Origin of the sequence: Pseudomonas sp. DD1 (assembly GCF_044510355.1) — a bacterium.
GTDB lineage: Bacteria > Pseudomonadota > Gammaproteobacteria > Pseudomonadales > Pseudomonadaceae > Aquipseudomonas > Aquipseudomonas shahriarae.
The window spans coordinates 325,232-339,486 of sequence record NZ_MSAJ01000033.1 but is presented as its reverse complement, the minus strand read 5'-3'; the positions used below and the strand labels follow the sequence as shown (position 1 = coordinate 339,486).

The window sequence follows — 14,255 nt, the reverse complement described above, 5'->3', positions numbered from 1 at the left end:
TTCAAAGACTATTACAGTCGATTCGTATAAAAACCGGCTTGCCTTATCTGGATACCTAGAGATACTGGAGCTTGCCCATCCTTCAATAGAGGCAGAGCACAAGACATTCATAACTTATGCTTAACTTCTGAGCTTTGGTAATCATTATGCATTCACAGTCAAGACATACATCAAGGTGCAACTTCACCACCGACCAATGGATTAATTAAAAACCCCACCATTGCACATCGACCTCCTTGAATCCTCCAGCAGGCTTCTAACTATTAAAAGCTTGAGCAGGAGATCCGTCACTGACACTAAAAATTCTTGAGATGTATAATGCGTATTCCCCTCATCGTCCCTCTAGTTTTCAGGAGGTCTTAGGGCTGTGCTTCTGACCGGCACAACAATAAAAATGATGCCTCGCAGTAAAATTAGAAATCAACGAGTCTAGGAAGATAGTACTTCACCGCCCCTACAGCCTTATCTGACAGTTAGAGAATTATTGTCGGTTACAACTTAGTTAAGTCACCATCACCTCACAACGTATTTCTTATACAACACCTGCAATATTGCACCCAGTAAATACGGGGCCTCCAGCCAAACACACCCCACTCAAAAAAAACCTAACCCTTTTCCCGAGGCACCAACTGAATCCGGCTGCCCATGCGCGCTTGTGAGCTTTGCGAAAACTACCCACCTTCGCAGGGTTCCGCAGGGTTTTAACCCCCGCAGAACGCCGAGCAGAGCCACAGCCTGGGCTGCGGGGAATGGTCCGCAGGTGCGCAGAAAAAACGACCCATTTAGCCCGCAGGCGAGGTGGGGGGACGACGGCGCGCGACAGGTGCAGATCGGGTTGCCGAACGTAGCCAGGCTGGGCGAAATGCTCGATGCCCCCCTTGGACACGACCTCGTAAGGACCGCACCGATGACCATGCCCATATTGTTTGAGTTTGAAGGGTTGCCGGTGCAAGTCGTTACCGAACAGAACGGTGAGCATTGGTTTTGCGCCAAGGATGTTTGCACGATTCCCGGCTACAGCAACTCAAAACAAGTGATCAGCGACAACTGCCGCGAGAAGGGTGTCCGTAGAACGGACACCCTTAGAGAAAAGGGTAAGCAGGAACTGCAATTTATTGATGAGGACAACCTATACAGGCTCATCATCAGGAGCAGGAAGGAAGAGGCCAAGCATTTCGAGTCGTGGGTTTGCGATGAGGTACTTCCAGCACTGCGCAGACCGGCAGCTATCGCATATATCAAGCGCTCGTGTCACTGAACAGACCATACTGGCAGTCGCATAACTGCTGCATCCTAGCGTTTTGATCAAGCTCCAAGTGGATTTGCAAGCTGATATCGCCAAGAGCTGGCGACTGCGCAATGTGTACCTTACACACCCCAGATGCCTTGCCGTTCTTGATGCGTGGCGAGCGTCGGTACTTTCCACCGTTGAACGATAAAACGGCACAAACGGAGTGTTGACACTCGATTTGTGCCGGACGGCGGCGCTGGCCACAGTAGCTTTCTAAATATCCAGTTCCTGCACGAACTGCCGCGCCCCCGCGTGGCGCGAGTTGGACAACGACGGTGAAACGGCGGGGACAAGCAGAATGTTCTCGCGAATATTGTCCTCACCCAACTTATCGATGATGCTCTGCCTTATGCTGGCATAACTCGATTCCAGCAGCTTGGCTTCGAACGTACTCACACTAACATTGCCCAGCAGTTCTTTTACCGGGAACTTCTGATTGAATACATCATCACCGATCCGGGTCGACGTTTTGAAGTAAACACTGCACACCGAAATGCACGTCTCACTGTGCACCACACTGAGTTGCAAGTTAACGGACGATACAGAGTGGGGCAAGAGACCTGGAGATGATGTCGTCTCATTGAAATTGACCTGGGTCTTGAGGCTGTACAATGTCGCCGACGGACTGTCGACTGATTGCTCACCCAATAATTCAATACTATCTTCAACCCGGATGCGCTGGGGGCGGTCCAGATTCTTGTAGAACGTTTTTTCCAGAACTTCTTTCACGGTAATTTTATGCACGAGTTGCGGTATAGCATAACTAACCGTGCCTGAATTACTGATTCGCCAGAACAACTTACCTAGTGAGTTTCTATAGAAGTCCAGCCACGCAGCTGGGTCGATAAACCGCGTGCCTTGATTCTTATCGGCTGCCAACTGGCACAAAAGGTTTGAATTGGCGATATCTTCAAGTACCGCAGGATCGGTGAGCGAAGGCGTCGCGGAAAGCAAGTTACCCGAAATCACATAAACTTCGTCGGCAGACAATTTCATGATCGTTCCTCCTTGAACTGATAGAATCTGAATAGCCCGCGGGCCGACGGTTAACGTCGGCCCGCGGGGGTCATTTAAATTTCCAGATCATCGATGAATTCTTCAGCGTTTTTGCCCAGCTTCTTGATGACAGATTGGCGAACAGTCGCATATACCGACTCATTGAGCACCGTCTGCTGTGCAGCCCGATACATCCACGCGGTGGTCTTGCTCCAACTCCAGAACAGGAAGCTGCCTCGCTGTACCGTGGTACTGGCGTTGACGGTAGTCAGTACCATTACCACGTTTCCGTCTCTGTCCTGCATCACTGGGAGGATCTGGAACGTGCCCACGCTGTCCCGAGTGCTGCTACTGTCGAACAGTTTCAGCGGGGCCTGGTTCTTCGGATTGTCTTGGAGTGACGAGAAGGTTTTTTCAGTCACCTTGTACACAGCACTGTCAGCACCCACGACTGCAGCAATCACCTCAAGGACGACCTGGTCCATGGTGACATTGGTATTACGCGGCTGATAGCTCTGATAATACGAGCTAACACGCCCCCAGCCCAGGTTAGCAAGGCCATCGGTATAGAACTTGAACCACTCTTCCCGTTGTTTTTCCGGATTGAATTTTTTATCCGCAGCCAACTGCATCAACAACGTGCTGTTTTGCACGTCATCACGCGCTTGTTGACTCAGGCCGGTCACAAACGAAGTAATACTACCGCGTACTACTGCCGCGCCTTCGTCCTCGGCATTGGCACGCGCAACCACATTGCGCGAACGGGTTTTTACTCCGGAAGCTTCGGGAATATCCAAGGATGCTACCCAGGCCAGCAGTTGATTATGATCAGTAATGGAACCCATGATGATACTCCTTGTAATTTCAAAGGTGAGATACAACGATTTTTACTGCACACAAAGCCTTCTATCGAGTCAGTCATTGATGAACAATGGTCTGCGGCTCAATAAAGAGGACTTTATTTTTTATAAACTAGACGCGCACGCTTCGTCCTGAGGCAGGAACGCAATTAATAGACAGGTTCTGAAAGGCGAGTGTGTATAAATACAATTGAAACGACATGTGCACATTTTCCCACTCCTTGGGACAAACCATCTACGCGATATAGACATGCAGTGCGGAATCCTTCCGCTGATATGCCACGACTGAGAGTTAAGACGGGAAACCTTGTAGTGTCAAGGTTAAAAAATAGTTAAACTTCCGAATACTCCAGAATACGTTCTATATCCCGATTTGGCATAAGCAATTAGTAAAGTCAGATATTCCTCAGTCAAAAAACGGAAAGTCATCAAAATACTCTCAAGCGACACGTTGCTGATCACAACAAGAAGATTGGAAAGACGTGTACAGGGAGCGTGAAAGCAGGATCGCAAAGCTGCAAAGCCGACCGACGCAGGAAATGTCGCTCAGTTGCTCCCCAATCTCTGGCACTCAAGAGCAGGGCCCGCCAACGCTGGAAAGGCCCGGATACTCCCTAAATATTTGCCGTCGTACGAGGCCGGTTTAATAGAAGATGCACGGTTTAAGCACTCGAAAAGTTGATGTTCGCGCACCATTCAGCTGCCTCGTTTATTGCACAGTGTGCGAGTTGGAAAGGGGACAGATTTATTTAACACAACAATCCCTCCCAAAGAAGCTCCCCCATCCCCACCAACCCATTCCTGTTAAACTGCCTCCCCTTCGCAAAGCTCACCTCAGATCCTCATGCCCCAGCACACAGCTCCACCACAAGCTTTCTCCCGTCGCTTCTCCGTCGCCCCCATGATGGATTGGACTGACCGTCATTGCAGATACTTCCTACGCCTGCTCTCCAAGCACGCCCTGCTCTACACCGAAATGGTCACCACCGGCGCCATTCTCCACGGCGACCACGAACGCTTTCTGCGTCACAACGAAGCCGAGCATCCTCTCGCCCTCCAGCTGGGCGGCAGTGTTCCAGCCGACCTGGCCGCGTGCGCACGCATGGCTGAGGCCGCCGGTTACGACGAAGTGAACCTGAACGTCGGCTGCCCCAGCGACCGGGTGCAGAACAATATGATCGGCGCGTGCCTGATGGGGCACCCTGCCCTGGTGGCGGATTGTGTCAAGGCGATGCGGGATGCGGTGTCGATTCCGGTGACGGTGAAGCATCGCATCGGGATCAATGGCCGGGACAGTTATGCTCAGTTGTGTGATTTCGTCGGGCAGGTGAAGAACGCGGGGTGCACCAGTTTTACCGTGCATGCGCGGATTGCGATTCTGGAGGGGTTGTCGCCCAAGGAGAATCGGGACATTCCGCCGCTGCGTTATGACGTGGCGGCGCAGTTGAAGCGCGATTTTGCCGAGCTGGAGATTATTCTCAATGGCGGGATCAAGACGCTGGAGCAATGCGCAGAGCATCTGCAGGTGTTTGATGGCGTGATGCTGGGGCGTGAGGCTTATCACAATCCGTATTTGCTGGCAGAAGTGGATCAGCAGTTGTTTGGCAGTACGGCGCCGGTGATCAGTCGGGCCGAGGCGTTGGCGCAGTTGCGGCCGTATATCGCCGAGCACCTGGCCACCGGTGGCGCGATGCATCACATTACGCGGCACGTGTTGGGGTTGGGCACCGGGTTTCCGGGGGCGCGCAGGTTTCGGCAGTTGTTGTCGGTGGATATTCACAAGGCCGCGGATCCGTTGGCGTTGTTGGATCAGGCCGGAGCGTTGCTGGAAGGCCGTTGACGGAGCGGCGACGGGTCCATCGCTATCGTGGGCAAGCTCGCTCCCACATTCTGATCGCGTTGCTGGTTGAACCTGATAGCGATTTTGCCCTCCTATCTAGCAGCACGGTCGGTCATTCAAACGACTGTTTTCAGGTTATTGCCCTCGCAAACGATCGAACGCGTTTGCGCCCTTGAGCGGCTATCGGCCCTCGGGTAATGTCATCAGACCCATAGGACAGAGCACGCCCATGACTTCCAAACTGGAACAACTCAAGCAATTCACCACTGTAGTTGCCGACACTGGCGATTTTGAAGCTATCGCTCGCGTCAAGCCGCAGGATGCCACCACCAACCCTTCCCTTTTGCTCAAAGCCGCATCCATTCCGGCTTACGCCAAGCTGCTGGACGCCTGCGTGCAGGATTGCAACGGCGATGTCGGCCTGGCCAGTGACCGCTTTGCGGTGGCTGTGGGCCAGGAGATCCTCAAGGTGGTGCCAGGGCGCATCTCCACCGAGGTGGATGCGCGGCTGTCGTTCGACACGGACGCGGTACTCAAGCGTGCGCATCGCCTGATCGACCTGTACGAAAAGGCAGGTATCGGCCGCGACCGCGTGCTGATCAAGATCGCATCCACCTGGGAAGGTATTCGTGCCGCCGAGCAACTGGAGAAAGAAGGCATCCAGACCAACCTGACCCTGTTGTTCTCCTTCGCCCAGGCCGTAGCCTGCGCTGAAGCCGGGGTGTTCCTGATTTCGCCGTTTGTCGGTCGTATCTACGACTGGTACAAAAAGGCCAATGGCAACGACTACACCGGTGCCGATGATCCTGGTGTGCAGTCGGTAACCCGCATCTACAACTACTACAAGGCCAATGACTACAAAACGGTGGTGATGGGCGCGAGCTTCCGTAACCTGAGCCAGATCGAAGAGTTGGCCGGTTGCGACCGCCTGACCATCAGCCCGGACTTGCTGGAGAAGCTGGCGGCCGACAATGGCAAGCTGGAGCGCAAATTGGCGCCAGGCCATGCCGGTGAACCCCGTGTGCATATGACAGAGGCGCAGTTCCGCTGGGAGTCCAACGAGGACGCGATGGCCACTGAGAAGCTGGCAGAGGGCATTCGTCAGTTTGCTCGGGACCAGGAGAAGCTGGAAGCGTTGTTGAGCGCCAAGCTGTAAAAAGCGAGGGCGGCAAAAAGGGCGTCATCCGTAGGGATGCCGCCCTTTTTTGTAGCTCAATTTGTGTTGGTTGGGCTGGCGCTATCGCAGGCTAGCCAGCTCCCACATGTTGACCGTGCTCACAGCGAGATCAGTGACGCTCCAGGGCGTTGACCAGGTCGTGAAACGCTTCGCGGTTGGACTCGTTCAGGCCCATCAGGATCTTGTGCGCCTCCAGCACCTTGAGCCGCACCACTTCCTCGGACTGGTCCTGGGAAGGCAAGTCGGTCAGGCATTCCGGGCAGGGGATCGGGCGGTCAACGATGTTGAACACCTGGTCGAAACCCATCGACTGCAAGAGCCGGGTGATGTCTTCGTGGGTGGTGACCACGGTCGGCAGCAGTCCGACCTTCTGCCGCGACAGAATGGACAACTTGGCCAACAGCCCAAGGGTGGTGCTATCGATGCTGCGGGTTTCGGTCAGATCGATCACGATCGCCGAGAAATTCAAGGCTGTGAAAATCCGCTCAATCGTTGCATCCAGCGCCGAACACAGGGTCAGGCGCACTTCACCGACAAACTTCAGGACGAAGGTCCCGTCTTGCTCGGCGAATTGGATTCTTCCGGTACTCATCAAAGATTCCTGCTCAACACCAATAGGGCGATATCATCCGGCATCTCCCCTAGCGTGGCCAATCCAAAAACCTGCCGCAGGCCATCCAGGCTGCCGCCCGCCGACCTGACCCGTTGGGGCAAGGCGGCTTCTTTCTCTTTGAGTGTAGGCTCTGGAAGAAGGTCCAGGATGCCATCGGACATCAGCGTCAGGCTGAAGGCCGGTGGCAGCTCCAGGATGTGGTCTTCATAGGTGGCTTCATTGAACAAGCCAACCGGCAGACCGCGCCCTTCCAGATAACGCACACTGTCTGGAGTGTATAAAACCGGCAATGGCAGGTGACCGCCAATGCTGTAGGTCAACAGACCGGTTTCTTCATCAATCACGCCGCCCACCATCGTCACGTGCTTGCCCAGCTTGCAGCTGATCAGGCCCCGGTTGATGTGGCCCAGCACTTGCGAGGGAGTGAACTCCGGCAAGGTGCCGTTGCGCTTGGATTCGAACAACAGCCGTGTGGTCATGAACTTCAACAACACGGTCACGAATGCAGAGGATGCGCCGTGCCCGGAGACATCGGCCAGGTAGAACGCGACCCGGCGCTCATCCACGCGGAAGTAGTCGACAAAATCCCCCGACAGGTACAGCGACGGGATGATCTGGTGGGCGAACTGGAACTCGTCGATGCTCCAGGGGCTCACCGGCAGCATGTTCATCTGCACCTGGCGACCGGCGTTCTGGTCTTCCTGGAGCAGGTTGAGGCTGGCTTCGAGTTCACGGTTGGCGGTTTCGAGCTTCTCGCGGTAGCGCTGGTTTTCCAGCAGCAGGCGGGCACGATCCAGCGCCCGGCGCACCGAGTGCTCCAGTACGGCCAGATCTTCCAGGGGCTTGATCAGGTAATCGGCAGCGCCCAGGCGCAAGGCTTCCACGGCGTCGTTCATCACCCCGGCACCGGACACGACAATCACCGGCGTCTGCGGAGCAAGCTCGGTTACCTGGCGGATCAGCTCAAGGCCGCCCATCTGGGGCATACGCAGGTCGCAGATCACCAGGTCGGGCTGGTCGCGCTCGAACACCTGGAGACCCTGAAGACCATTGCCGGCCTGCAGGACGCTGAAGCCACTGTCTTCCAAATAGGCCGCGAGGCTCGCGCGCACTACTTCGTCGTCATCGATTATCAGCAGCGTGGCACTGGTTTTTTGCATGTGGGCAAACGGCGCCAGAATTAGGTTGGCGTAGGCAGTCAGGCAATGGCCCGGCTCGCACTACTGGATTCGCTTTCTAGCCTCTCTGTCCTACAAAAGGTGAGCTTTTGGCTCACGCACAAAGGTAAAGCAGAGGTGCCCTTCTAAGGCGCAGACGGTACTCCCATCCGCCAGGGGTTTCAAGCTCATGCCGATGGTCGCTGGACGTCTTTACATCGCAAATCACCGGGAGTTATAAGAACAGGCAAAACCACAACGCAATGGAAGGATGAAAGCTATGAGCGCAAATGAACGTGACTATGCAGAAAAGCGCGATTTCATCCGCATGCGTGTGGATGCCGGCGTGTCGTTGATCCATGCCGGGCAAGAGATTGCCGGCGTCTGCCTGGACCTCTCCAGCTCTGGCATGCAGGTCCAGGCCCAGCACCCGTTCAACGTGGGCGACCAACTGAAGGTGCGTATTGACTCAGAGCACGCTGCACTTAAAGGCCTGGAGGCGGACACCGAGGTGGTCTGGGCCAGGAAAGAAGGTGACGACCAACACCTGGGCCTGAAAATCCTCAAGATGTACTGAAATTAATGCACACAAAAAAGGCGGCCTCGAAGGCCGCCTTTTCCATTCAAGGGTTAACCTTAAAAGTCATCCACTACCTTGCCATCTTTGACCTTGAACTCACGGTTCTGCAGGTAGGCATTGCGGATAAAGGTGTATTTGTCGCCATTGATCAGCTTTTCAGCCGACAGCAGACTCGCACGGGTATCGACGATATCCAGGCCCATGGCGCTGTTGCGTGTAGGGATATCGCTCATGTAGCGGTACGGTTCGGTGTAGCTGTCGACGTACTTGGACGGCGCATCACGCAAGGTGCTTGGGCCCAACAGCGGCAGCATCACGTACGGACCGCTGCCCACGCCCCAGTAGCCGAGGGTCTGGCCGAAGTCTTCGTCGCTGCGTTGCAGCCCCATTTTGGTGCCTACGTCGATGACGCCGAGCACGCCAAACGTGGTATTGACCAGCAAACGCGCGGTATCGACACCCGCCTGGTATGGCTTGAGTTGCAGCACATTGTTGGCCAGGTTGCCCACGTCACCAATGTTGCGGAAGAAGTTGTGGATACCGTCTTCGACAAATTGCGGGGTAATGAACTGATAGCCTTGGGCCAATGGCTTGAGGGCGTAGGTATCAACGGTGTCGTTGAAGGTGAAAATCGGGCGGTTGATGCTTTCCCATGGATCGTCTTCCGCAGCCTGGGCGGCGAAAGGCACCAGCAACACACTGGCACATACCGATAGTTGAGCAAGACACTGGCTCCAGCGCATAGCTTGAACTCCTTGAATGATCTGTCATGGGCGCTATGCCCTGAATAAGACGGCAGTATATGACGGAAGTGTAAGATTAGGCAGCTTGACGGAATTGTCATTCAGCAAATATACAAAACTCCTACATCCAAGATCAGGTGTCATCTGCTTGTCATGGGCTTCCGATAGCGTCACAGCTATTTTCAGGGACGTCCCAATGCCCCACCCCCAGATCGCTGCAGACAACGCCCCGTCCTTGACCGCCGTACTCTTTGGCCTCAGTGGCTGCCTGGTGGACTTCGGTTCCATGGCCCACGCAGACACCATCCCCACCGGCGAAGCCCTGGCCACCCCTGGCGCCCTGAACATCCTGCAATGGCTCAACGGTCAAGGCACCCCTTGCGCCTGGCTGGATGAGCTGCCCCCCACCGTCACCACGCCGTTGGCCGCAGCCCTGCCGGACTGGATCCAAGGCACCCGCCCTGCGACCGCACCCTGGCCGGCGCCCCATGCCTGCTGGCAAGCCTTGATGGACCTGAACATCCAGCGCCTGGATGGCTGCGTACTGGTCAGCGGCGAGCCCCGGCTGCTGCAAGCCGGGCTCAACGCCGGGCTCTGGACCATTGGCCTGGCGTCCTGCGGCTCACTGTGCGGGCTGCCCCCCAGCCAATGGCAAGCCCTGAGCGAACAGGCGCGCGAACACAAACGCGCCAAAGCTACCGTCGCGCTGTACGGCCTCGGCGTGCACTCGGTGATTGATCATCTGGGTGAGCTGGGCACCTGCCTGGCGGACATCAGCCTGCGCCGGCTCAAAGGCGAGAAGCCCTGATCAAGATCATGCACAGTCGCCGCCAGTGGATTAATCTACAGGTCATACCGTAGACCTTTCTCGGCGTGCCGTGGTCTATGCCAGTGCCTATTGATAAAAGGAAGAACGCCATGCCTGCCCGCGAAAAACTGCAAGAACAGGTCAACATCCTGCGCGAGCAATTGAACCAGGAGCCGCCTCTGCCGCTGGAAAAACGCGAAGCGCTGGAAGCATTGATTGCCAAATTTGAAGTGCAACTGGAACTGGAACCTGCGACCCAGCCGCCGAGCATCTCCGATGATGTGAACCTGGCAGTCGAACGTTTCGAATTGGACCATCCGGGCATTGCCGGGACATTGCGCAATATTGTGGTGGCCTTGGGCAATATGGGGATTTAATCCCAACCCGAGCCAGGTACAAAACCCAATGTGGGAGCGGGCTTGCTCGCGATAACGGAGTGTCAGTCACCGAAGATATTGACTGAAACACCGCTATCGCGAGCAAGCCCGCTCCCACATTTGCTGGGTGTGAAGCTTACTGTCGGGCCAGGCGCAGGTTCTGGAACTGTACATCCTCAGTGCTGCGATACGGGTTGATATCCAACCCACCCCGTCGCACATACCGCGCATAAACCGTCAACTTCTCAGGCTTGAGCAACCGTTGCAGGTCGAGAAAGATCCGCTCCACGCACTGCTCATGAAAGTCCGAGTGCTGGCGGAAACTCACCAGGTACGCCAGCAGGCTCGCATGGTCCAGCGCCGCGCCGCGATATTCCACCACGACGCTGCCCCAGTCCGGCTGACTGGTCACCGGGCAGTTGGATTTGAGCAGATGGCTGTGCACGCTCTCCTCCACCACACGGGAATCATCACAGCGCAGCAGTTCCGGGCGCGGATGCTCGTAGTTGCTGACACTGATATCCAAGTCATCAATGCACACGCCCGGCAGGCGCACCACGCCTTCGTCTTCCACTTCGGCCAGGCTACGGATGCGCACGCCCACCGGCTTACCGGCCGCCGCGCTCAGATCGGCACGCAGGGTCGCCTCAAGGCTTGGCCCATCGGCAAACGGCGTCTGGTTCAGCGAGTTGAGGTAGAGCTTGAAGGATTTCGATTCGATGATGTTCGGCGAGTCGGCCGGGATGCTGAACTCACCGATGGCCACCACCGGCTTGCCAGACGGCAGCAGCCAGGACAATTCAAAGCAGTTCCAGAAGTCCACGCCCTTGTAGGGCAGCGTCTCGGCGGTGAGGCCCAGCTCGGCCCATTTGGCGGCGCGAGGAATGGGAAACAGCAATGAAGGGGTGTAAGTGGAGATGTATTCACTGGACTTGCCCAGCGGCGAATGTTCGGCTGCGGGATGCATGGCGGAAACCTGGCTAAATAAACCCCGCCAGTCTACCAGCCTTTGCCCCCGCCTTTGAGCCCGAGGTTCACTGGCTGACGTTCAGCTTGCCGACCATCCCCGCCTGGTAATGCCCGGGGAGATTGCAGGCAAACTCCAGGGCCCCAGCCTTGCTGAAGGTCCAGGTCAATTCGGCGGTCTTGCCCGGCTCCACCAGCACGCTGTTGGGATCGTCGTGCTTCATGCTGCCCATGTCACCATGACCCATTGCCGCGTGATCCATCTGGCCCATGCCGGTGGTGGTCAACATGCCGCTGGCCTGCATTTTGAGCATTTCCTTCTGGTGATCGGCATGCATGGCCGCGTCCCCCAGGTTGAACTCATGCAGCAACTGGCCCTTGTTGACCAGCACAAAGCGCACCGTCTCGCCGGCTTTTACATCCAGGGATGTAGGAGCAAAGGAAATATCCTGCAGCAGCACTTCTACAGTCCGCGTGGCCTTGGTCGCCGGGGCAGCCTCGCCAAAGGCGAAAGTGTGCGCACCATCGGCCAGCGCCGCAGCGCTCAGCATCATCAGACAACCCACCAACCACCAGGCTTTGCGCGATAACATGTTCATTCTCCAAAGGTACGGGATCCGCTTGTGGGACACTCTAGTAATGCGTCGCTGCCAGCCAGCTGACTGTTAGATTACAACTTTGTCAGGTTGCGCCAGCACCACGGCGCACACGGTATAAAGCCTGCTGCTACCTGTTGCCATGAGTTGCCTATGAAACTGCTGATCGTCGAAGACCAACCCAAAACCGGCCACTACCTGCGCCAGGGCCTGGCCGAAGCCGGGTTCAATACCGAACTGGTGGCCGACGGCACCACCGGCCAGCACCTGGCGCTGACGGGCGACTACGATTTGCTGATCCTCGACGTGATGCTCCCAGGCCGCACCGGCTGGCAGATCCTGCAGGCGGTGCGCAGCGCCGGCCTGGAGATTCCGGTGTTGTTCCTGACTGCGCGGGATGCGGTCGAAGATCGGGTCCACGGCCTCGAGCTGGGGGCCGACGACTATCTGGTCAAGCCATTCGCGTTCTCCGAGCTGTTGGCCCGGGTGCGCAGCCTGTTGCGCCGAGGCAGCAGCACCCCCCAGGAAACCAGCCTGCACCTGGCCGACCTGCGCCTGGACCTGATCCGCCGCCGCGTGGATCGCAGCGGCCAGCGCATCGACCTGACCGCCAAGGAGTTCGCCCTGCTGGAGCTGCTCCTGCGCCGCCAGGGCGAAGTGCTGCCCAAGTCGCTGATAGCCTCCCAGGTCTGGGACATGAACTTCGACAGCGACACCAATATCATCGAAGTGGCTATCCGCCGCCTGCGCCTGAAGATAGATGACAGCTTTCCCAACAAGCTGATCCACACCGTGCGCGGCATGGGTTATGTGCTGGAGGAGCGGTTCAGTTGATCAAGCGCCTGTCCCTGGCCAGCCGCCTGGCCCTGTTGTTTGCCGGCTGCACCGCCGTGGTCTCGCTGCTGGCGGGCGTGTTGTTCAACCAGGCCAGCGAGAAACACTTCATCGAGCTGGACCAGCAATTGCTCGACAGCAAGCTGATGACCCTGCGCAGCGCCCTGCAAGGCGCCGACACCCCGGCGCTGTTCGCCCCACGCATCGCTGCATTGAAAGACGAGCTGAGCCATCAACCCGACCTGTCGGTGCGCATCAATGCCGCCGACGGCCAGCGCTGGTTTGACAGCGCGCTGCGCATCCCCAATGACCTGCCCACTGCGCCCGGCCTGCACAGCCTGCAAAGCGCCGGCACCAGCTACCGGGTGTACAACGCGCCGTTGAATCCCGAGCAGCCCGGCTCCGCGCAGTTGGTCCTGATGCTGGACATCACCCATCACCAACACTTCCTGCAGCGCATGCAGCACCTGATCTGGCTGACGGTCGGCCTGTCCGCCCTGGCCACCGCGCTTCTCGGCGCCTGGGCCGCACGCAGCGGGTTGCGTCCGTTGCGGCGAATGACTGAAGTGGCCAGCCGCGTGCGCGCCCACTCCCTGACCCAGCGCCTGCCCGAAGAACAGATGCCCGCCGAACTGGCGGAATTGGCCCAGGCCTTCAACGCCATGTTCAGCCGCCTCGACGACGCGTTCCAGCGGCTGTCGGCGTTCTCTGCCGATATCGCCCACGAGCTGCGCACGCCGCTATCCAACCTGCTGACCCAGACCCAGGTGATCCTCACCCAGCCCCGGCCGCTGGAGGACTACCGCGAAGCGCTGCACAGCAATCTGGAAGAGCTGCAATGGATGGCCCAACTGGTCAATGACATGCTGTACCTGGCCAAGGCCGATCACGGCTTGCTGAACCCCAGGCGCGAGCCCCTGGCCCTGGCCGACGAGGTGGATGCCTTGCTGGAGTTCTTCGCGCCGTTGGCCGAGGACGCCCAGGTCAACCTGCTGCGCGACGGCAGCGCCAGTACCGTCGGTGACCGCAGCATGCTGCGCCGTGCTTGTTCCAATCTATTGGATAACGCTGTGCGCTTTACCCCGCCAGGTGGCGAAGTACGGGTGAGGATCAGCGAAAACGCCCAGGGCGTGACGCTGAGCGTGGAAAACACCGGCACCGGGATTCCCCAGGGATTACTGCCCAAGCTGTTTGACCGGTTCTACCGCGTGGATCCGGCACGCCATGAAGGCAGCAGTGAGCATGCAGGGCTGGGGCTGGCGATTACCCAGTCGATTGTGCAGGCACACGGGGGGAGGATTTTCTGTGAGTCACAACCGGGGTGGACGCGGTTTGTGATTGAGTTGCCACAGGGGGGTGCAAGCTGGGCGGGCCTCATCGCGGGCAAGCCCGCTCCCACATGTTGATTTGCGAACAC

15 protein-coding genes are annotated in these 14,255 nt (G+C 57.4%); 8 read left to right on the top strand and 7 right to left on the bottom strand.

Annotated elements, in window-relative coordinates; translation table 11 throughout:
* The first annotated feature begins 907 nt into the window (after nt 1-907).
* The gene (locus tag PSFL_RS20670) at nt 908-1,258 is read left to right on the top strand and encodes a Bro-N domain-containing protein (protein WP_397470428.1); all 351 of its coding nucleotides are present in this window, start codon (nt 908-910) and stop codon (nt 1,256-1,258) included.
* Between the two features lie 246 nt (nt 1,259-1,504).
* Here the strand turns inward: PSFL_RS20670 and PSFL_RS20665 are convergent, their stop codons facing one another.
* Complete coding sequence (locus PSFL_RS20665; protein WP_397470427.1) at nt 1,505-2,287, bottom strand: hypothetical protein; 783 nt, start codon at nt 2,285-2,287, stop codon at nt 1,505-1,507.
* 74 nt (nt 2,288-2,361) lie between these two features.
* A complete protein-coding gene (locus PSFL_RS20660) occupies nt 2,362-3,132 on the bottom strand; it encodes a hypothetical protein (protein ID WP_029293933.1) in 771 nt (256 codons plus the stop codon).
* A gap of 859 nt (nt 3,133-3,991) precedes the next feature.
* Here PSFL_RS20660 and dusA point away from each other — a divergent pair.
* Both dusA and tal read left to right on the top strand, forming a co-directional pair.
* Nucleotides 3,992-4,987: a tRNA dihydrouridine(20/20a) synthase DusA gene (gene dusA / locus PSFL_RS20655; RefSeq protein WP_397470426.1), complete on the top strand. Its 996-nt coding sequence runs from the start codon at nt 3,992-3,994 to the stop codon at nt 4,985-4,987.
* A 229-nt stretch (nt 4,988-5,216) separates the two neighbouring features.
* Nucleotides 5,217-6,143 carry a transaldolase gene (gene tal / locus PSFL_RS20650; protein ID WP_057438541.1) on the top strand — a complete coding sequence of 309 codons (927 nt, stop codon included), beginning with the start codon at nt 5,217-5,219 and terminating at the stop codon, nt 6,141-6,143.
* 130 nt (nt 6,144-6,273) lie between these two features.
* Here the strand turns inward: tal and rssC are convergent, their stop codons facing one another.
* Both rssC and rssB read right to left on the bottom strand, forming a co-directional pair.
* On the bottom strand, nt 6,274-6,756 hold the full coding sequence (gene rssC / locus PSFL_RS20645; RefSeq protein ID WP_029293846.1) for an anti-sigma factor antagonist RssC: 483 nt from the start codon (nt 6,754-6,756) through the stop codon (nt 6,274-6,276).
* Nucleotides 6,756-7,937: a two-component system response regulator RssB gene (gene rssB / locus PSFL_RS20640; protein WP_032863287.1), complete on the bottom strand. Its 1,182-nt coding sequence runs from the start codon at nt 7,935-7,937 to the stop codon at nt 6,756-6,758. The genes rssC and rssB overlap by 1 nt, the downstream gene beginning before the upstream one ends.
* Nucleotides 7,938-8,214: 277 nt before the next feature.
* On the opposite strand from rssB, the gene PSFL_RS20635 reads away from it, so the two are divergent.
* Nucleotides 8,215-8,511, top strand: a complete 297-nt coding sequence (locus PSFL_RS20635) for a PilZ domain-containing protein (RefSeq protein ID WP_032863288.1) — start codon at nt 8,215-8,217, stop codon at nt 8,509-8,511.
* A gap of 59 nt (nt 8,512-8,570) precedes the next feature.
* Here PSFL_RS20635 and PSFL_RS20630 read toward each other — a convergent pair whose 3' ends face one another.
* Nucleotides 8,571-9,257, bottom strand: coding sequence for a VacJ family lipoprotein (locus PSFL_RS20630; RefSeq protein WP_057438540.1), 687 nt, complete (start codon nt 9,255-9,257; stop codon nt 8,571-8,573).
* Nucleotides 9,258-9,453: 196 nt separating this feature from the next.
* On the opposite strand from PSFL_RS20630, the gene PSFL_RS20625 reads away from it, so the two are divergent.
* A complete protein-coding gene (locus PSFL_RS20625) occupies nt 9,454-10,065 on the top strand; it encodes an HAD family phosphatase (RefSeq protein WP_169960496.1) in 612 nt (203 codons plus the stop codon).
* Between the two features lie 110 nt (nt 10,066-10,175).
* The gene (locus tag PSFL_RS20620) at nt 10,176-10,442 is read left to right on the top strand and encodes a DUF4404 family protein (protein ID WP_057438538.1); all 267 of its coding nucleotides are present in this window, start codon (nt 10,176-10,178) and stop codon (nt 10,440-10,442) included.
* Between the two features lie 136 nt (nt 10,443-10,578).
* Here the strand turns inward: PSFL_RS20620 and queF are convergent, their stop codons facing one another.
* Entirely contained in the window at nt 10,579-11,409 is an 831-nt protein-coding gene (gene queF, locus PSFL_RS20615) for an NADPH-dependent 7-cyano-7-deazaguanine reductase QueF (protein ID WP_397470425.1), read from the bottom strand.
* Nucleotides 11,410-11,476: 67 nt separating this feature from the next.
* Nucleotides 11,477-12,001, bottom strand: coding sequence for a plastocyanin/azurin family copper-binding protein (locus PSFL_RS20610; protein ID WP_057438536.1), 525 nt, complete (start codon nt 11,999-12,001; stop codon nt 11,477-11,479).
* Between the two features lie 156 nt (nt 12,002-12,157).
* Between PSFL_RS20610 and PSFL_RS20605 the strand changes: the two genes are divergently transcribed.
* Nucleotides 12,158-12,838: a heavy metal response regulator transcription factor gene (locus PSFL_RS20605; protein ID WP_057438535.1), complete on the top strand. Its 681-nt coding sequence runs from the start codon at nt 12,158-12,160 to the stop codon at nt 12,836-12,838.
* The gene (locus tag PSFL_RS20600) at nt 12,835-14,244 is read left to right on the top strand and encodes a heavy metal sensor histidine kinase (protein WP_397470424.1); all 1,410 of its coding nucleotides are present in this window, start codon (nt 12,835-12,837) and stop codon (nt 14,242-14,244) included. The genes PSFL_RS20605 and PSFL_RS20600 overlap by 4 nt, the downstream gene beginning before the upstream one ends.
* Nucleotides 14,245-14,255 lie beyond the last annotated feature (11 nt).